Consider the following 18,509-nt stretch of genomic DNA (forward strand, 5'->3'; position numbering starts at 1 on the left):
ATACTCGTTGTCCGGGCCAATGGAAACGCGTATACTGCGGCCATGCGCAACGCAGACAAAAAGACTCAGGCAGTGGAGCGTGCCTTCGCGGCAGAGCTCCAGAAGCATGTCGAACGCGACGATCTCACGGCTCTGTTGACGTTCTTCGCCGCGTCCCTTGCTGCGGAGCGCTCGGAGCAGTTTCGACGTTTCTGGACAAAAGTACTCGCCCTCCTTGGCTTAGCCCTTCTCTTCGCCCTGTTTAGCGACTTCTCATTTAAAGACAGCCTTGAGCAAGCGATAGCCTTTGCGCTTATCCCCGCTCTCGGGCTCTACACGGTCACGCGCCCCAATAGCACGCCGCGTTACCCGCTCCTTCTGAAAGCCGCCACCAACATCCTTCTTGTCCCGCGTAGCTACACCCCAGAGCAAAAGAAGCGCATTGTCCAGATCGCGCAAGCAGTCTCGGGCCCGGAGACCGACGCCGCGGCGCTGCTCCGGGAGACATGTACGAAAGTACTCCAGCGCAGTGCCTGAGTCCCCTTCCGTTCTCTTCGACAAGACCGCTCCCACCGACCAGCGCTGGAAGGCGATGTATGAGCTGGCGGCCGCAAAAAAAGCGCTGCGAGCACAGGCGCACCGGACATTGCTTCAGATTGCCTTCGACCAGACAGAGACCATCGAGGTTCGTCATATTGCCCTTTGCAGCCTGGCAAACTCCCGAGGTCGTCAGCGCCTAACGTATCATCTCCTACCACTGATTCTTGACAAAGACGCCCCCTGGGAGCTGCGTGCCGAAGCGGCGCATGTGCTGGGAATGGCATCGGAGCACCGCCCGTTTGCAATCCGTGCCCTCATGAGCGCCTGGAAGACCGCTCCACCGAGAGTGCGGGTCTATATCGCCTATGCCTTGGCCTGTCATGGTGGTCAGAGAGCCATCCCCATCCTACGAGAGAGCATTCACGACTTCACCCCGGCCCATGACTTGCCCTGGACACTGGCGCAGGAGTGCCGGTGGGCGATTCTCTGTTGCCGTGGTGCAAGCTGGTGCGTCGAAGGGCCGGAAGACCCGGTGCTCCTCAGCCCGGAGTGGGAGCAGCGGACACAGTACTTGCGCGCCAAGGGCCGCCGCGTCTTTCCCCGAAACTGCCGATAGAATAGAGCCATGCGAGACAAAGACGAAGAGATCAAAGCGATTCAGGAGGCGTTCCGCACCGAGTTTCGGGAGCGCCAGGAAAAAGAAGACACCACCGGGCTCCTGCTCTTTCTGACACAGGCCCTCGAGGCCGACACCGCTGCCTACCAGAAGCGCTTCAAAGAGAGCGCCCTCGCCATGGCCGGTCTGGTCGTCCTGCTCGTGCAGTTCCGCGAGACACAGTACGAGCAAATCGCCTTTGTTCTGGTGCCCCTTGGCCTTGCCTACGCCGCGAGCCGGGTGAGCTCCGCCAAGCGCCCCGCCATTGTCGAGGCGATTGTCGAGACGCTCCAAGCGCCTGCCACCTACACCCCTGAGCAGCAAGGGCTGATTCGGCGAATCGCCGCGGCAGGCTTTCGGGGCGAGCGCAAGCTCAAGACCGTCTGCCAAGCTGCCGGGCATTGAAATACCCGGCAGGAGGGAAGGGAGCGCCCCGGGGGCGCAGAGGGTCTTTGAAATTTGCGTGTCCTCGGGACGCTCCCTCCCTTGCTGCCGGGTATTTCAATGCCCGGGATGCAGGTTATGCCAGAGGATGCGGTTGAGGGTCGCAAAGTCCGCGGCATCGGGCTGGCTCCAGTCGAGCGAGGCGGAGAGATCGTACCACTTCTTCTCGGAGGCGGAGAGCGCGGCGCGGGGCGTGTTCATCTCGCCCAGCTTGGTGCGGTTGGGGACGGCGGTAAAGGCCGAGAAGTTGGGCGTGTCGGTGAAGCAGGCAGCCATGGGCGGCGTGTTGGCATCGAACTTGTTCATTGGGTCTAGCCCCAGCATCTTCTCGATGGTGGAGAGCATGGTCACCGTGGTGTAGAAGTTCGAGTCCACAAAGCCGCGCTTGACATAGGGCGAGTAGCACGCAAAGACCGTCCGGTGTCCATCGACATGGTCCGGCCCCGCCTGGGCATCGTCCTCGATCACAAAGATCGCGGTGTTCTTCCACTGCGGCGACTTGCTCACGGCCTCCACAATCCGCCCCAGCGCGAGGTCGTTATCGGCGACCATGCTCTTGGGCTTGGGGTACTCGGCGGAGAGCCCTTCCGTGTGGTCGGAGGGCAGCGACATCACCATCAGGTTGGGCACGGTATCGGCCTTACTGAACTTTTGGTACTCCTCGATAAAGATATCCGCCTTGACCTGATCGCTCTGGAGAAGCGGCCAGTAGAGGTAGTTCGGGTGCGCCAGCTTCTTGACATTATGCACCTTAGGCACGGACTTATATGTGAACTTGTCTGTCCCGCGCGCCTGCCAGACCTCCAGCCAGTCCTTGGGCTTGGGCGAGATAATATTGCTGCTATCGTCGCAGAACTCCCCATAGATACGCACCGACTTCTTCTTCTTCAGCGCCGCGTCCCAGAGCGCCCCCGCCGACGAGATCCCCATGGGGTCATCGCCGTCATCGGGGTAGGTGCGGTAGCCGGTGTACATGTGCTCTAAGTAGTCGTTGGCCATCGCGGTGTCGGTCCACTGGTGGCCATCGGCGGAGTTGGTGCCGCTGACATAGCCATTGTCAAAGAGGGTGAAGCTCCGGGCGAGCGCGTGGTGGTTGGGGGTCACCTCCTCGCCCAGCCCACAGAGTGAAACCTCCCCATTCCCCTCCTTCATGTCGCCGAACACTTCGTCGTAGGTGCGGTTCTCTTTGATGATGTAGAGGACGTGCTTAATCTCGCCATTGAAGACCTTGAGCTTGGGCGTCGCGCGGGGCGCGTCCCAGCTATTGAGCTGCGCCACCCGCGCCGTCGCCGCCTTCAGGTCGGTGCTCCGGTCGATCACCGAGATGCTCCCCTGAAAGTCGTGGGCATTGCCCGCCTGCCCCAGCACCGTGCGCCGCACCGAGCCATTGCCCTTGGTATTGAGGGCAAAAATCTTCCCCGCCCCCACGGGAGCAAGCGCCATGGGGTAGTAGCCTGCGGGACGGTAGCCCAGCACTTTACCGGTCGCCGCATCCACCTCCGCAATCGCATTGTCCCCGCCACAGGCAACCAGGAGGATTTGTGCCATCTCTCCGCCTTCGTGGAACTCAGGCACCTCTCTTCCCCTGATGGCTCGTGCCTCGCCGGGAAGAGAGGCAGTCTCATGCCCTTCTTCCCGCGACGAAGGAGCAACAGGGGAAGAGGGGAAGCGCTCTAAGGCGCGGGGAGATGGCTCAGTGGAGATGGGACGTCTAACCATCGCCAGTGCCCCCGGCATCGCGCCGAGTAGCCGATTCTTTCCCCAGGTCAGCGGCCACGTGGCCGCGACACGCTTCTGCGCCAAGTCAATCACACTGATGCTGTCGCTGGCGGCGTTGGCGACAAAGGCGCGGTTGCCATCGAGAAGGAGCGCGGTCGGGTGCAGGCCAACGGGAACGTGAGTAGTGCTAGCGCCGTCGCGTGCGAGGATGCTCACGCTGCCCGTGGCGGTAAAGCCGCGCGGGTCGCTGACGAGCCAGGCTCCGTTGGACTCGGCACGCTCGCCGTTCTCCAGCTCGTCCTCGTCGGTGACGGGCCGCCCGCCCCAGTTGGTCGCAAGCACGGTCTTTTCATCGGTGGAGAGCGCGACGGCAAACGGGAGCTTCTGGGTGGGGAGGGTGCGGACGACCTTCCCACTCAAAACCTCGACCTCGGCGATGCTGTCGCGGTCCATCAAGGCCACAAAGAGCGTCTTACCGTCACGCGTCAGGCACAGTCCGGTCGGGCGCGGGTTGTCCTTGCCGGCAAACTCCAGCTTCCGCCCCGCCGTCAGCTTTCCGTTTTCAAAGAGGCACTCCTGCACGATCCCATTGCTCACACTGGCAAAAAGCCGCGTCCCATCAGGTGTCCAGACCAGCCCATGGGCACCCGCGCCCGCGCCAAGCGGCACGTCGGTGCCGGGAATCCCCCCGCTCTCGATCGCCAGAAAGACCTTGTTCTGCCCCAGCACCGCCAGGGTCTTGCCATCGGGATGGAGCGCGATATCCACCGGGCGCCCATCGAAAGCGATCGTCCCCGCCTGGATCACCTGCCCCGACGAGACCTGGAACGTGCCATCGGGTTGCTTGCCCATCTTGCGGGTCTGGGTGGCCTGGAGCGTGAAGCCAACGGTGGCAAGGCCAAGCACGGTGGCGAGGAGAGCTTTCTTCATGGAGCGATTTTACCTGCACCGAAAAAATAAATGTTAAGACTCTAAATTTTGGATCGCCCCCGTTGAAGGGGGGTGTCTTGCTGTCCTCGTGCCTCGGACACAAAGGGCTCCGCCCATAATTCAGTATGGCCGGAACGGCCTTTGTAGCGCGTAGCGCTCTCCAGTCCGGCCGTTCCAATCGGCCGGAGCTCCCGTCCCGCCGCTCCAACCGGCGGGGCTACGCCAGAATCTTCTTCACGACAGTGCCTTCCACATCCGTCAGGCGGAAGTCGCGGCCCTGGTAGCGGTAGGTCAGGCGGGTGTGGTCGATGCCGAGCAGGTGCAGGATGGTCGCGTTGAAGTCGTGGACGGGCACGGGGTCTTGGGTGATGTTGTAGCCGTAGTCGTCGGTGGCGCCGTGGACAATCCCCTTCTTGACGCCGCCGCCGGTCATCCAGAGGGAGAAAGCGCGGCCGTGGTGGTCGCGGCCGTAGTTGTCGCGCTTGAGCTCGCCTTGGCAGTAGACCGTGCGCCCAAACTCTCCCCCCCAGATCACGAGCGTATCGTCGAGCAGGCCGCGCTCCTTGAGGTCCATCACCAGCGCCGCCGACGGCTGATCGGTGTCTTTGCACTGGCTCCGAATCGCGCCAGGCAGGCCGCCGTGCTGGTCCCAGCCGCGGTGGTAGAGTTGGATAAAGCGCACGCCCCGCTCCGCCAGGCGCCGCGCGAGCAGGCAGTTGGCGGCAAAGGTCCCCGGCTTGCGGCTCTCCGGCCCGTAGCGCTCAAAGGTCGCGGGGGATTCTTTCGACAGGTCCATCAGGTCCGGCACCGATGCCTGCATCTTATAGGCCATCTCGTACTGCGCGATGCGGGTGACAATCTCCGGGTCGTGGACACGCGCGGACTGCATGGCATTGAGCTTCTCCAGCCCGTCCAGCATCCGCCGTCTATCGTCGCGCGAGAAGCCCGCGGGGTCGTTGAGGTGGAGCACCGGGTCCCCCACCGAGCGTAGCTTGACCCCTTGATGAATACTCGGAAGAAACCCACTGCCCCAGAGCCGGCCAAAGAGCGGCTGGTCATTGGCCCCGCTCGATGCCAGCGAGAGGAGCACCAGGAACGCGGGTAGCTCGCTATTCTCCGACCCGAGGCCGTAGCTTAGCCACGCGCCCATGCTCGGGCGGCCCGGTTGCTGGCTTCCGGTCTGAATAAACGTGATCGCCGGGTCGTGGTTGATCGCATCGGTGTGCATCGAGCGGATCAGGCAAAGCTCATCGGCGATCTTGGACGTGTGCGGCAGGAGCTCGGAGAGCTCCATCCCGCTCTTGCCGTACTTTTGGAACTTAAACATCGACGGTGCCACGGGCAGGCGCTTCTGCCCACTGGTCATCCCCGTGATGCGCTGCCCCTGGCGAATGGAGTCGGGCAGGTCTTCGTCGAAGCGCTTCTCCAGTCCGGGCTTGGGGTCGAACAGGTCCAGGTGGCTGGGCGCGCCGCTCTGGAAGAGATAGATCACCCGCTTGACCTTGGCCGGGTGGTGCAGCGCCTTGAGCGCTCCCTTGCTCTCAAGGCTCGCAAGCGCTGCGGTGCCCAGGCCGGTTCGGGCGGCGTTCGAGAAAAGCTGGCGGCGCGTCTCCATCAGCGCGGCCTCGCGTTCCAATTTGGGGTCCATAAGGCTATTCTAGCACCAACACCAGCCCCCTGACCCCCGCAAGCGGGGGAAATACAAGGAATTTCCTCTTGGATTCCCCCACGTGTGGGGGCCAGGGGGCCGGTGGGGGCCTTCTCAGCAAATCCGCCGTTCGGGCTGGAGGAGCTTGGGGTTCCAGCCGGAGTAGATCAGCGGGAGCTTGCGCCAGTAGTATTTCAGGTCGTCGGTGTGCCAGGTTTCGTAGACCTGCTCCCAGGTCAGGCCGCAGTGTGGGAGGAGCGACTTTTCTTCCACGGGCTCGGAGAGGGGCTGGTAGCGCACATCGAACGAGAGGCGGATGCGGTCGGCGAACTGGCTGGGGAGGGCTTTGTGGACCGTGAAGGCAGGAAACGTCAGCACATCCCCGAGGGCAAAGTCGCCCTCGATCCAGTCGTCTTCGTTTTCTTCCCAGGGGCAGGTCTGCACGGCGATTGCTCCCGCGCCCTTGGCGGGTTTCAGCGGCAGGTAGCCCAGCTTGTGCGAGCCACGCAGGACTTTCAGTGAGCCCATGCTGCGCGGGCAGTCTCCGATGGGGAACCAGCAGGTCCAGGTGTTTTGCGTCCCCTGGATCAGCGGGAAGTCCTGGTGCGGCGGCGTCGGGAAGACCGCGGGGTGCGGGGAGATCATGCGGATGATGTGCCGCGCGTGCACGAGCACCTCATCGGCGAAGAGCGTATTGTAGAGCGCCAAGAGCCTCGGGTGGTGCGGCAGGGCATGGACACTCTCGAGCTTCTGCACCGCATCGTAGGCCGCAGCCGAGACCCCAATATCGGTGCGCATACGCGACTCCGGCACGGCGGCGAGCGCCGCGACATCCAGCGTCCCCGTGGCTTCGTCGGTGAGCCAGCCGTGCTGGCGGACGACATTAAGCAGGTCCGCGCGGACGGGCAGGATCGCCTCCGCGGGGAGCAGGCCTCGGAAGAAGAGGTAGCCGTCGGTGGCGGCGCGCTCCCGCAGTGCGTCGCCATCGTCGAGGATCGGCGTGGAGTCTGTGAAAAGCATGGGCTGCTAGGGGGCGGCTTTTTTCCAGACCAGCGGGTTGAGCGTGTCGTTGTTGAGGACATCGCCGATCTTCAGGCTCTGAAAATAATCGTCGGGGAGGATGTTCTGCTGGCCGTTGAAGGTCGCGCCATCGGGCATGTAGCCGCAGGTCATCGCGCGGCGGGGCTTGTTGGTCATGTTCGCCCCCGCCCCGTGCGCGGTCAGCCCATTGTGAAAGACCGCCGAGCCCGCCGGACACGGACAGGCCACCGGCTCGATCTCGCGCCACTGGGGATAGAGCTTGAACAGATCCGACATGTTCTGCCCGATCCCCGCGTTCTCCCAAGTAGCAGTCTTGTGCGAGCCGGGGATGTACCACATGCAGCCATTGCCCAGCGTGGCATCGTCGAGCGCCACCCAGAGCGAGAGCGTGTCGCGGGTAGAAAAACTCCAGTACGGGTTGTCGAGGTGCCAGCCGGTGGGGTTGCCAAAGGGCGGCTTGAAGAGCGCTTGGTCGTGCCAGATACGGATGCCATCGACTCCCGCCAAGGTCGCGGCCAGCTCCCCGAGGCGCGGGTCCAGCATCAGCTCCTTCATGCCATCGTGGGTCTCCAGCAGCTTGATGCACTGGGTGAACACCTGGGCGTAGTAGCTGTCGGGGTTGTGCTGGTTGGAGAGAATTCGGTTGGTCTCCGTGCTGCTCACCCCCGCCGCGGTCAGCGCGAGGCGCTGGTCCACCGCCTCCTGGGTCGTCTTCTGCCAGTGGGCCAGCTCCCCCGAGTCGAGAAAGTTCTCGATCACCAGGAAGCCGTTTTCCCGATAGGAAGCGAGCTGCGCCTCCGAGAGTTGGTTCTTCATCGTGCCTCCATCATACCAAGACTTCCCACGCGACAACAGGCATTGGACCGGGTAGCGGCACTCTGGATCTCGACACCTGCACTTTAGTTTATTTTTTCTTTCACGATTTTCTTACGCTGGCCTTACGGCAGCACTCTATCCTGTCTCTATTCCCTTACTGGAGAGTTCCTAGCCATGAACCGAGAGACCTTGATTCGCTACATCCGTGGACGCAAAGCCTTCTACAGCGACCCTACCCAGCTCCTCCACGCCGTGACTCCTGCCTTGGCACGATTTGCCCAGCACCATGACCTAGACACAGCGATTCTCCCCACTATCTCCAAGGGGCTCTATGTGCGACAGCGACTCACGGCCCCCGACGAAGACTTTCAGCTGATTGCTGCGTTCTGGGGCCCGCAGAGCGCCGCCCCTATCCATGACCACGATGAAGTGACGGGAGCAGTCACGGCACTCCAAGGCACGGTGAGCGAGACCAAGTTTGCTCTGAAAGGTAGCGAAAAAAATATCGTCTTTCTGGAGGCCAGCGAGACGGAGACACTGGGTATCGGCCAGGTGAGCCCGATCTATCCGGGCGAAGCCCTCCAGCGCCATGACATGCGCAATAACTCAGAGACCTGGGCCGTCACACTTCATCTCTACCTAACCCCATTAGTACAGTTTCGTATCTATGTCCCCAACGAGGAAGGCGGCTACAGCTCCCTGCCACGCACTCTTTGGTTTGACTAGAAGTGCCTCCCCACGTAGTGTCTCAAGGGAAAACCGGGTAAATTAGTCAGCATGGCACGAAATGTTTTAGGCGATCCCTTGGTTCCCTGCTCCCATGCGCCGCTCACCGGGTTTTATCGCGATGGTTGCTGCAACACGGGACGTGAGGACCGCGGCCTGCACCTGGTCTGTGCGGTGATGACAGCGGAGTTTCTCGCCTTCTCCAAGGGCGCAGGCAACGACCTGAGCACGCCACGTGAGGAGTGGGGCTTTCCCGGCCTCAAGCCCGGCGACCGCTGGTGCTTGTGCATGGAGCGCTGGGTCGAGGCCTACCAGGCAGGCTTTGCGCCCAAGGTCGTGCTGGAGGCGACCAATGAGCTGGCCCTGGAGTGGGCCGATCTGGCAACCCTAAAAGAGCACGCGGCATGAACGAAGACGATGCCCTGGCGCAGCTGCGGGAGAGCTCGGAGAAGCCGGCACTCCAGAGCAAAAAATGGACCATGGCTATTATCGGGCTGGCCTGCGTGATGCTCACCTACGGCACGGGCGTGACGGTCTGTGTGATAAAGCCGGAGATCGCGCCGCATATCGTCTCCCTCTCGACCATGGTCGTCACGTTTCTCGGGAGCCTTGTTGGGGCCTACACGATCGGACAGAGCTTTGTGGACTGGCGCACCCAGGCATCGGTGGCGACCGTGGCCCAGACCAGCCAGGAGAGCATCCGCCAGGAGCTGATCCAGCGAACCATCGACACGAGCTCGCGCGCCAAGGAGCACGACTACAGCCTCGCGGAGCCTGAGGAGCTTGGAGCCCACGACGATGGCCCTTAGTAGCGCGTCGCTCAAGCTGATCTTGCAGTTCGAGGTGGGCGGCGGACAGGCCTACTACGAAAAGAAGCTCAAGTCCCCCACCTGGCCCGGGGAGGCCTCCGGTGTCACGATCGGGGTGGGCTACGACCTGGGCTACTACGAGAAAGAGACGATCCAGGCAGACTGGGAAGCCTACCTCACCCCCAAGGACCTCAAGCGCCTCCTGGCCTGCGCGGGCAAGAAGGGCAAGGACGCCGAGAAGGCCATCGCGGGCGTCAAAGATATCGTCGTGGACTGGGACGATGCTCTGGCGGTCTTTAAGAACACGACAATCGCGACCTTCTGGCGCAAGACCAAGGCCACCTTTCCCGGCGTGGAGAACCTCCCTCCCAATGTCCGTGGTGCCCTGCTCTCCCTGGTCTTTAACCGGGGGACGTCGCTGGTGGGCGAGCGGCGTAAAGAGATGCGCGCCATCAAGGACCTGGTCGCCACGAAAGACTACGCCGCCATCGCCGAGCAGCTGGAGGCCATGAAGCGTATCTGGGTGGGGACAACGATTGCAGAGGGCATGAACCGGCGGCGCGATGCGGAAGCGGCTCTTGTCCGAACCGCCCTCAAGGCATAAAAAACCACTGTCCACGGTTTTAAACCCGCATTGTCCACCTTTCTGTCCACTATTCCCTGAGAGAATAGGCACTGAAAGGAACCTATTAGACAATGTCTCTCTTTACCCACCCACGAGCTCTCTGGGGAAGCCTTGTTGCCCTTAGCCTGCTCGCCTGTCCCGCCGCACGCGCCGATATCAATGTCGTTGTCGATATCGACCAGATAAAGTGTATCGACGAAAACGACTCGCTCACTAAGGACGAGCCCTATTTGATCGCGGTCCCGTTCTTTATCGACGGGAGCACGGTTAAAGTCGGAGCGCTGAGTGGCAATGCCGGTTTCGCCGCCTTGCCATCGTCCACGGTGACGGTCCTCAAGGCCAACAAAACGCAGAAAAATATTAAGAACGAAGACGACTGGTGCAAGGAGGGAAGTACCTGGTACTCCATCCCCGCCTCGACAGGCCAGTTCAAGCACACGATGAAGCCCATCTCCCCGGATGTCATTGGCCCCTTCTCCAAGAAAGTCGCCCTGGCAGGGGTGATTGTCGCCGTCGTGGAGGAAGATGGAAGCACGGTGCAGGCCGCCAACGCCAGCCGTGATGCCATTGTGAGCACCCTCAAAGACCAGCTCACCCTCGCCATGTTTCAGCAGAAGTTCGATATCGACGCGATCCGTCAGAAGGTCACGACCCAGGTTAAGAACGCAGCGATCTCTGCGACGGTACAAAACCTGACCCTCGCGGGTATCGTGGACCCCGACGATCTCATGGGGGCGGATGCGGACACGTGGACCTACGAGCAGCTGGAGCAGGCGGGCGCCGGTGGCATCCCGATCAACATGCACTTTAAAAACAAAGACGATGGAGAGTACGCGATTCGTGGCAAGGTACGCATCGTCCAGGAAGTGCTCCCCAGTCAGGTGACGGTCAAGGTCACCAAGGTCTCCGCAGTCGGGGACTTTGGCGAGTCGCCGGATTTCTACGCCAAGCTCAGTATCGCCGGAAATGAGAAGCGCACCGGGACTGTCGAGGACAAGTCCATGATCGAGCCCAACTGGACACACACGGTCACGGTGGGCCAAGACGAAGAGGTGCCGATTGTGATCACACTCATGGAGTCCGACACCCTGAAGGACGATGTGGTGGATATCAACCCCAATAAGAGCAGCGGGCCGGTCTCGGTGCCTCTGAGCAACCTGCCCCTGGTCTACAACCGGGTCAGTGGGGAGATCTTCCACCGCGATCCCATCAGCGGAGAGCGAAAGAAGATCGGGACAAAGGGCCAGACCATCACGATGAAGGGCAAGGGCTCGGGCGAGACCGCAGAGATCCGCTTTACCATCCAATAAGCCCCATTACGGTGCGCGCCGACAGCGCCCTGTGCTACTCGTAGCGCAGGGCGTTGATTGGGTCGAGCTTGGAGGCGCGCACCGCGGGGTAGATACCAAAGAACATCCCGACACTCACGGCAAAGCCAAAGCCCAGCCCCGCCGCCCAGAGCGGGACAAAGGTCGGGAGCCGGTCTTTCATCGCAAAGCCAATCGCCGCGGAGACACCGTAGCCAAAGGCCACTCCTAGAAGCCCCCCCAGCCCCGAGACCGTCATGCTCTCGGTGACAAACTGGAGCAGGATATCGTTGCGCTTGGCCCCGACTGCCTTGCGAATCCCAATCTCCTTGGTGCGCTCGGTGACCGAGACCAGCATGATGTTCATGATCCCGATCCCCCCGACCAGCAGCGAGAGAAAGCCCACCCCGCCCAGCACCACTTGAAAGACCAGCAGCACCTGATCGAGGCGCTTGAGGAGCCCCTCTTGCGTATCGATAATGAAGTCTTGCGCTTGGTCCGGGTGGCGTGCCTTGAGGATGGCAAAGATCTGGTCCGCCGCCGCCTCCGCCGTGCCGTCCCCCTTGGAGCGCGCGGAGAGCGCCGCCACGACCCGGCTCCCGCTGAAGCGCTTCTGCATGGTCGAGAAGGGAATCAGGATCTGCTCATCGGGCGACGTATCCCCAAAGTTGTTGTTGCCCTTGTACTCCAGCACCCCCACCACGGTAAGGGGAAGCCGCGCCTGGCCAATCGAGACCGTGATCACCTGCCCAAGCGGGTCTTCGTCGGTCTCAAACAGCTGCTTCTTGATCTTATCCCCGATCACACAGACCTTCGCCCAGGTTTGTTGATCGTCGATTCCTAAAAAACGCCCATGGGCAACCTTGAGCTCATTGGCCTGCTGCTCCGCGACCGCATCGAGCGCGCCCTTCAGGTTGAGGCCACTCCCCAAGAAGAAGCGCCCCTGCTCCACCTTCACCGGGTTCACCGAGAGATAGTCGCCCGTCGCGCCAACCGCCTTGGCATTGAAGTCTTTCTTGCCACGGACGACCTTGGCGGGGCCTTCTAGGCGGGGCACAATGGTCTCGATCAGGGTTGCCCGGCGCTCGATCGCCTCGACATCGTCCATGGTCAAGCCCTCGAACTTGCCTAGGTTGCGCTTCTCCCGCTTGGGGGCATAGAAGGCAAAGACCACGTTGGTGCCATTTTCATTGAAGTCCTTGACGACTTTTTGGCGAGCGCCCTGGATGATGGAGATCATGATGATCACCGCCCCCACGCCAATGATGACCCCGAGCATGGTCAAGAGCGAGCGCAGCTTGTTGGCGATCAGCGCGGTGATCGCAACGCGTATGGATTCTAGAAAGTGCACACCAGCAAAGACAGGAAAAGCAGGGCAGAGGTTACAGCGCCCCGCCTCCCCTATTTCTTCGCGTTTTGGGCGTCTTTCATCTCGGTGTAGAACTCATTGAGCAGGGTTCGCGAGCGCACCCCCGTGGCCGTGTCCCCGGTCTCCAGAAACTCCTTGAGGCTCCCCAACGACTGCGAGAGGAGGCTGGCGGCCAGCACACGGCGGTTGTGGGAGATACGGAGTACCTCGGGGGCATTCTCCGGCGGTAGGGCTGTCGTCAGTAGCTCCGCAAGCTGCTTGGCACGGTCGGACTGGGAGGTCGCGGCTTTGTAGAAGATCTCGCGGCTGAGCTTGTTCTCTTCCCAAGCCGTCCGGTTCTGGAGCATGCGCGCGGCGATCGACTGGGCGGACTCGATAAAGATCTGGGTCGCCATGGCGTGCCGGACGGCCGGGGGGCTCGCCTGTGCCTCTTTTATCGCCTCATCAAGGGCTCCCCGTGAGAGCAAGAGGCTCGCCAGACCTTGGCCGGCATCGACATTGTTTTTATCGCTCTCTCGGATCAGGCGGAACTGGATCTCTGCCGCCTCCCCTTGGTTGCGTGCCAGCAAGAGCTCGGCGAGCCCAAGGCGTGCCTCACTGTTGCGGGGGTTGTCTGCGAGGAGCTGGTTGAAGAGCTGTGTCGCACCGTCTTGGTCACCGTCCTCGACGAGCGCTCGTGCGAGAAGGCGAATCAGCTCGGCGCGCTGGCCTGGGGTTGCATCGGTGGTGAGCTTGAGCGCCCGACGAATCTCATTGGCGGCATCGGCGGGGCGGTGGGCTTTCTGATAGGCCTCTGCCAGTAGGATGCGAGAAGCGGCGGCGCGTGGCTGGTAGTTAACCGCCTGACGTAGCAGGGCAATGGCCCCCGGCGCTTGGTCACGACGGAGCTGCTCTTGTGCCTCGGTGATCAGGCGGGCCGCTTCCTGGTCGAAGTCGAGGGGGACGACCTCCACGGGAGCGGGCCGCGGCGTGCTGGGCGGGACCAGCGAGGGATCGAGGGCGGTCCGTGTAAACTCCTTGAGCGGCCCCCCGAGAAACCGGTAGACCAGGGTTCGAGCGGCACTCTCCATACCCGGCGGAATCGCGCCCGGAAGGCGTCGCCCCCCCTGCACTGCCGCCATTCCGATCCGATCCTGCCAGCGCTGCCCGACCTTCCCTCCCGGACGGAGCTCGATGGCCTCCATCTCCAAGACAGGAGGCTGCTGGGAGGAAGCGATGGCATTGAGCTGGTTGACCTGCTCGATGGGCTTCTGCCCCAAGGCATCGGCGATCTGCTTCTGGCGTCCCTTCAGTTCCTCGGGCTTGGGGGCCGCCTTTTGGCTGAGAGGCTGCTCAATCGAGAGCCGGGAGTAGACTGTGACAACATAGTGAACCCCGAGCTGGGCCCCAATCTTGATCCGCGCGGCTTCATCGGGCTCGGTGCCGGGGGCGAGCTTGACTTTTGAATCGACAATCGCTTTCTGGAAGTAGCTATCACTGCCATCGTAGAGCAGCGTCGTCACGACATTTTCTTCGTCGAGGCGCTCCCGGACCGCGCGAGCGGCCATGCTAATCCGGTCGCCATCGGTGAGCCCGTCGGGGCCGGCTTTCTCCTCGGTGACCGCCGCCACACGCCCCATGGCCGTCGGAAAGATCAGCACCTTAGGCCGTGCCTGAAACGCCTGCACGGGCAGGGCGCTCAGTCCCAGACAAGAGAGTAAAAAGATTCGTCGGTTCATCAGATCCTTAACAACAAAAGTCAGCTACCGAGGACATCCAGTGCTGCGCGGCAAGCAGCGATCCCTCGGCTTGCGAGATCGATACTGCGTCCGGCGCGCACCTGTGCCTCAAACGCCGTGATTGCCTGCTGGTAGGCAGAGCGCGCCGGGGCTTTCTCCCCAAGGCGCTGGTGGCAGAGGGCAATTCCCTGCTGGACATCGCCCGCTGGGGCTCCTGCAGAGAGCGCCTCCCGGTAGGTGGTGATCGCCTCGCGGTACCGACCTGCTACCTGCAAGGTCTGTGCCCGAAGCAAGGGATCGCCGCTACGTGACGAGGTCTGGTTCTCTCCACTCCCGCCCGTATTGCCGGTACCGCCGCCGCCCTGGTGCTCTCGGACGCGGATATAGCTCCCCCCCGAGCCACCGCTCTCCGCAGGAGGCTCCGCTCCCGTGGGACGGCCCGCGGGGATTCCTTGGCCCTGGGGCGAGGTCGGTGGCCCGGCGGGGATCGCATCGGGGTTGCGCTGGATGCCCCCGAGTGCGGGGAGCTGGGGATTGCGAATCCCGGTGCCTCCAGGCGCAGACGGCAAGCTCACAGGCGGCACTCCTAGGACCGTCTGGCCCTGCGGCTCGCGCGAGAAGGCCTCACGCGGGTTGGGCAGGGCCACGCCGCCCTCCGGTCGCCCCGCACGCGGCCCCGATGCCCGCATCGGATTGCGCTGTGGCTCCGGTGTCGCTCCCATCGGAACGCGGCCAATCGGTGCGAAGGGATCGCTTCGTGCCTCCACCGTGGGGGGAGAGAGCGGACCAGCCCCTCCCTGGGCGACTCCCCCGGCTATCGTGCTACGTGCGCCGGGCAAGAGCGCAGGTGTCGGGGTTGCCACCACTTCCTGAACCGCCAGGGGCGCGGGATCCTTCTTGTCTTGGGACTTCACGAGAGCGATCCCCCCCAAGGTGAGCACCAGCGCTCCGGCCCCCACCGCGAAGGCAATGGGCAGCCAGCGCCGACGCCCGTCGTCGTCGGACTCCTCCGCGGCAGCAATCGTGGGACGCGCGGGAAGGAGATGCACCCCCCGTTTCAGCCGGTCCAGCTTGTCCACATCGACCGTCGACTCCGGGTTGAGCGCGACCACCTTCTCCATCATGGCGATCGCCTGGTCGTTCTTGCCCAGGCGCTCATAGAGGGTAGAGCAGAGGGTCAGCGCGGATGTCGAGGAGGGCAGGAGCTCGGCAGCCTCCTCCGCTAGTGGCAAGGCCTCGGCAGGCTTGCCCTGCTGGGAGAGCGTGAAGGCGCGGGTCAGTAGCTGGGCCACACGCTCCCGCGCACGCTCCGCCTCGGCCTTGAGTGCTTCTTCCTGCGCAAGCGTATTCTCTTCCAGTGGTATCTTCTGCCCACACTCACGGCAGAACTTATTGCCAATCGGATTGCGTGCTCGACATCCCGGACAGTTCATCGTTATTATCTCCGTCTAGCCATCAAAGAGCCCCGGCCCCTTGCCATAGGGAATCTTGAGATGCTCGTAGGCTCCACGCATTGCGACGCGGCCGCGGGGGGTTCGGTTCAAAAACCCCAGCATCATCAAGTAGGGCTCCACCACGTCCTCTATGGTATCGCGTTCTTCCCGCAGTGTCGCGGCCAAGGTCTCCAGACCCGCCGGGCCACCGTCAAATTTATCGATCAGCGTCCGCAAGAAGCGCCGGTCGAACTCATCCAAGCCTAGCGCATCGACCTCGTACATCTTCAGCGCGGCATCCGCCATCGCCGCTGTGATCGTCCCATCACCCTTCACCAACGCGTAGTCCCGCGCCCGCCGCAGCAGCCGGTTGGCGATTCGCGGCGTCCCCCGCGAGCGGCTCGCGATCTGCTCTGCTCCGCTCTCATCGATCGCCGCTCCCAGAATCCCCGCTGAACGTGAGACAATCTGGGTGAGGTCGCCGGTTCCATAGAACTCAAAGGCCTCGTGAATGCCAAAGCGATCCCGCAGCGGGTTGGTCAAGAGCCCCGGCCGCGTGGTCGCCCCGATTAGGGTAAAGCGTGGGAGCTGGATCTTCACGGTCCGCGCCGACGGCCCCTGCCCGATGATCATGTCCATCTCGTAGTCCTCCATCGCCGGGTAGAGAAACTCCTCCGCCAGCCGATTGAGCCGATGGATCTCGTCGATAAATAAAACCGAGCCCTCTTCGAGGTTCGAGAGGATCGCCACAAGGTCACCAGGCTTTTCGATCGCTGGACCGCTGGTTGCCTTCAAATTTGCGCCAATTTCATTGGCAATCACGTTTGCGAGGCTGGTCTTGCCCAGTCCGGGAGGGCCACTGAGTAGCACGTGGTCCAGCGCCTGCCCCAGCATCTTGCTCGCTGTGAGCGAGAGCCCGAGGCGCTCCTTGATCTTGGGCTGCCCGATGTACTCCGCCAGCCGCTTAGGCCGCAGCGAGAGCTCGCCTTCGTCGTCGCCGCCGCTCCCCCCGCCCTGAAAGCCCCCGCCGACCAAGCGCTCCGGGGGCGGCACACCGCCACCGCCGCCGCTGGCCGTTCGAATATCACTAGACTGAATTGGCATCTTCTTTACCTTCTCCTCTCCCCCCCCTGCCCCCGCCGGGCGGGGGGGAGAAAAGGAAGAAACATCGTTCCTCTTTGTCCCCCCGCCGGGCGGGGGTTAGGGGGAATCCTACCTCGAGAGCCGGTTAAGCCCGGCGCGGAGCACGGTTGCAAACTGGGGACTGCTGTCTGTCTTGAGCGCCTCGGTTAGGGCAAGCTCGGCGGCCTTGAGCGCGTCGTTCTTGTTGTAGCCCAGGTTGGTGAGCGCGGAGCTGACATCTTCCAAGAGCTGGTCGTTGGCACTGCGCACCTTGACCGTGGCCGAGGCCGCGAGATGCTCCACCTTTCGGCTAAAGCCATAGGCCATGAGCTTATCTTTGAGCTCCAGCACGAGCCGCTGCGCCAGCTTGGGGCCGATCCCGGGTGTCTTGGTGATCGCCCGAACATCCTCCGAGCTCACGACCCGCGCAATTCCATCGCCGCCCAGCGCCGAGAGTAGGCCCAGCGCCACTTTTGGCCCGACCCCGCTCACCGTGAGAAGTAGCTCAAAGACCTGCTGGTCGCTCTCCTCCAGAAACCCATAGAGGCTCAGGTCGTCCTCACGGACAATCATGTGTGTCACCAAGGTCACCGGCGAGCCATCGGCAGGCAGCTGCTCGATCACCGAGAGCGGCACCGAGACCTTGTACCCGACCCCGTTTACATCCAAGACCACCGCAGGTGTCGCCACCCGCACCACTTTTCCCGTCAGTTGCGCTATCATTGCTCTGGATTATACTCGCTCCCGTGCTAGCCAGGCGGAAAGTTCACCATGAAAAAGATGCTCAAAATCGCACTCATTACCGGACTGGTTCTAGGCATTCTGTTGGTGACGGGCTATCTGGGAGAACGCGACTGGCCTGCTCGCCCCGATCCTCTCCCTGAGTGGGCGAAGTCGCACGCTTCCCTTGCCGGTAAAGCCTACTGCTACGAGACATCGTTTGTTGTGGATAGTAGAGAGCTCTGGCGAATCAAAGCAGACCCCAAGCTCTTTGACATTCTGGTTAAGGAGCTCCAGCTCACAGAGCACAACTCAAACACTGCGGTTCCACCGCTCTTTTGGCACCAGCCTCCCTTTTGGTGGAAGCCAGGCGGCCCTGGTCGCTTTGCAATAACCCCCACTTTTGATCCGGCGAAGCGAGAGGATGGCACGTACTACATTCTCTACTACGACAAGAAGACCGGACATCTCTACTGCTGGGTTCAGAAGAACTTCTAGAGGTTTTCACGCTCAATCGCCATTAGCACACCTTCTTTGCGGCGCCAGCGCCACTGGTCCTCGGGGACTTGGGAGGCGGGGTCGTCGCCGAAGCGGGCGGCGTAGGCGACTGTCGCTAACGGGTCGCAGTCGCAGAAGAACTCTAGATCAAAAGACCAGCGGCGCTTGCCATCGGCCTCGGGCTCCCCGAGGGTTTCGTTGACGAGGCGCGAGGGGACGGTCTTGCCGTCGGGATCGGCGACGATCACCGGGGCGATGGTTCGGGTACGGTAGTCGGCGTGGAGGACGGCGAGGCCGTAGTAGGGCTCGCGGAGGGGGTTGGTGACGACGAGGTAGCGGACGCTCATTTTTGGCTCCCGTTTAGATCGCTCCCATGAACGGGAGCGTCTTGCTGTCCTCGTGCCTCGGAC

At 62.5% G+C, this 18,509-nt stretch carries 19 protein-coding genes; 9 read left to right on the forward strand and 10 right to left on the reverse strand.

Annotated features, from left to right (window positions below; translation table 11 throughout):
* Positions 1–42: 42 nt before the first annotated feature.
* The 3 genes from HNQ39_RS22905 to HNQ39_RS22915 are packed head-to-tail and all read left to right on the forward strand — an operon-like array spanning position 43 to position 1,579.
* Positions 43–516, forward strand: coding sequence for a hypothetical protein (locus tag HNQ39_RS22905; protein ID WP_184202446.1), 474 nt, complete (start codon positions 43–45; stop codon positions 514–516).
* Complete coding sequence (locus tag HNQ39_RS30395; protein WP_184202448.1) at positions 509–1,135, forward strand: HEAT repeat domain-containing protein; 627 nt, start codon at positions 509–511, stop codon at positions 1,133–1,135. The genes HNQ39_RS22905 and HNQ39_RS30395 overlap by 8 nt, the downstream gene beginning before the upstream one ends.
* A 9-nt stretch (positions 1,136–1,144) precedes the next feature.
* Positions 1,145–1,579: a hypothetical protein gene (locus tag HNQ39_RS22915; protein WP_184202450.1), complete on the forward strand. Its 435-nt coding sequence runs from the start codon at positions 1,145–1,147 to the stop codon at positions 1,577–1,579.
* A 96-nt stretch (positions 1,580–1,675) separates the two neighbouring features.
* Here HNQ39_RS22915 and HNQ39_RS22920 read toward each other — a convergent pair whose 3' ends face one another.
* The 4 genes from HNQ39_RS22920 to HNQ39_RS22935 form a co-directional block, all read right to left on the reverse strand.
* Positions 1,676–4,267, reverse strand: a complete 2,592-nt coding sequence (locus tag HNQ39_RS22920) for a bifunctional YncE family protein/alkaline phosphatase family protein (protein ID WP_184202452.1) — start codon at positions 4,265–4,267, stop codon at positions 1,676–1,678.
* A gap of 217 nt (positions 4,268–4,484) precedes the next feature.
* A complete protein-coding gene (locus HNQ39_RS22925) occupies positions 4,485–5,915 on the reverse strand; it encodes a DUF1501 domain-containing protein (RefSeq protein WP_184202454.1) in 1,431 nt (476 codons plus the stop codon).
* Between the two features lie 114 nt (positions 5,916–6,029).
* On the reverse strand, positions 6,030–6,935 hold the full coding sequence (locus tag HNQ39_RS22930; protein ID WP_184202456.1) for a phytanoyl-CoA dioxygenase family protein: 906 nt from the start codon (positions 6,933–6,935) through the stop codon (positions 6,030–6,032).
* Between the two features lie 6 nt (positions 6,936–6,941).
* On the reverse strand, positions 6,942–7,772 hold the full coding sequence (locus HNQ39_RS22935; RefSeq protein ID WP_184202458.1) for a phytanoyl-CoA dioxygenase family protein: 831 nt from the start codon (positions 7,770–7,772) through the stop codon (positions 6,942–6,944).
* A gap of 174 nt (positions 7,773–7,946) precedes the next feature.
* Between HNQ39_RS22935 and HNQ39_RS22940 the strand changes: the two genes are divergently transcribed.
* The 5 genes from HNQ39_RS22940 (at position 7,947) to HNQ39_RS22960 (ending at position 11,242) form a co-directional block, all read left to right on the forward strand.
* A complete protein-coding gene (locus HNQ39_RS22940) occupies positions 7,947–8,498 on the forward strand; it encodes a cysteine dioxygenase (protein WP_184202459.1) in 552 nt (183 codons plus the stop codon).
* Positions 8,499–8,549: 51 nt separating this feature from the next.
* A complete protein-coding gene (locus tag HNQ39_RS22945) occupies positions 8,550–8,906 on the forward strand; it encodes a DUF2237 family protein (RefSeq protein ID WP_184202461.1) in 357 nt (118 codons plus the stop codon).
* Positions 8,903–9,307 (forward strand): hypothetical protein, encoded by a 405-nt coding sequence (locus HNQ39_RS22950; protein WP_184202463.1) that lies wholly within the window; start codon positions 8,903–8,905, stop codon positions 9,305–9,307. Before HNQ39_RS22945 ends, HNQ39_RS22950 begins: the two co-directional genes overlap by 4 nt.
* On the forward strand, positions 9,297–9,911 hold the full coding sequence (locus tag HNQ39_RS22955) for a glycoside hydrolase family protein (protein WP_184202465.1): 615 nt from the start codon (positions 9,297–9,299) through the stop codon (positions 9,909–9,911). Before HNQ39_RS22950 ends, HNQ39_RS22955 begins: the two co-directional genes overlap by 11 nt.
* A gap of 92 nt (positions 9,912–10,003) precedes the next feature.
* Entirely contained in the window at positions 10,004–11,242 is a 1,239-nt protein-coding gene (locus HNQ39_RS22960) for a C2 domain-containing protein (RefSeq protein ID WP_184202467.1), read from the forward strand.
* A gap of 34 nt (positions 11,243–11,276) precedes the next feature.
* On the opposite strand, the gene HNQ39_RS22965 is transcribed toward HNQ39_RS22960, so the two are convergent.
* The 5 genes from HNQ39_RS22965 to ruvA all read right to left on the reverse strand — a co-directional run bounded on the left by HNQ39_RS22965 (position 11,277) and on the right by ruvA (position 17,604).
* On the reverse strand, positions 11,277–12,590 hold the full coding sequence (locus HNQ39_RS22965) for an ABC transporter permease (protein ID WP_184202468.1): 1,314 nt from the start codon (positions 12,588–12,590) through the stop codon (positions 11,277–11,279).
* A gap of 50 nt (positions 12,591–12,640) precedes the next feature.
* Positions 12,641–14,326 carry a tetratricopeptide repeat protein gene (locus tag HNQ39_RS22970; protein WP_184202470.1) on the reverse strand — a complete coding sequence of 562 codons (1,686 nt, stop codon included), beginning with the start codon at positions 14,324–14,326 and terminating at the stop codon, positions 12,641–12,643.
* Positions 14,327–14,346: 20 nt separating this feature from the next.
* On the reverse strand, positions 14,347–15,759 hold the full coding sequence (locus tag HNQ39_RS22975; protein WP_184202472.1) for a tetratricopeptide repeat protein: 1,413 nt from the start codon (positions 15,757–15,759) through the stop codon (positions 14,347–14,349).
* Positions 15,760–15,774: 15 nt separating this feature from the next.
* Positions 15,775–16,863 carry a Holliday junction branch migration DNA helicase RuvB gene (gene ruvB / locus HNQ39_RS22980; RefSeq protein ID WP_184202474.1) on the reverse strand — a complete coding sequence of 363 codons (1,089 nt, stop codon included), beginning with the start codon at positions 16,861–16,863 and terminating at the stop codon, positions 15,775–15,777.
* Positions 16,864–16,971: 108 nt separating this feature from the next.
* The gene (gene ruvA / locus HNQ39_RS22985; RefSeq protein ID WP_184202475.1) at positions 16,972–17,604 is read right to left on the reverse strand and encodes a Holliday junction branch migration protein RuvA; all 633 of its coding nucleotides are present in this window, start codon (positions 17,602–17,604) and stop codon (positions 16,972–16,974) included.
* Positions 17,605–17,652: 48 nt separating this feature from the next.
* On the opposite strand from ruvA, the gene HNQ39_RS22990 reads away from it, so the two are divergent.
* Positions 17,653–18,099: a hypothetical protein gene (locus HNQ39_RS22990; protein WP_184202477.1), complete on the forward strand. Its 447-nt coding sequence runs from the start codon at positions 17,653–17,655 to the stop codon at positions 18,097–18,099.
* Here HNQ39_RS22990 and HNQ39_RS22995 read toward each other — a convergent pair.
* Positions 18,096–18,446, reverse strand: a complete 351-nt coding sequence (locus tag HNQ39_RS22995) for a hypothetical protein (protein ID WP_184202479.1) — start codon at positions 18,444–18,446, stop codon at positions 18,096–18,098. The two genes, HNQ39_RS22990 and HNQ39_RS22995, sit on opposite strands and share 4 nt — an antisense overlap.
* Positions 18,447–18,509 lie beyond the last annotated feature (63 nt).

It is taken from the genome of Armatimonas rosea, assembly GCF_014202505.1.
GTDB lineage: Bacteria > Armatimonadota > Armatimonadia > Armatimonadales > Armatimonadaceae > Armatimonas > Armatimonas rosea.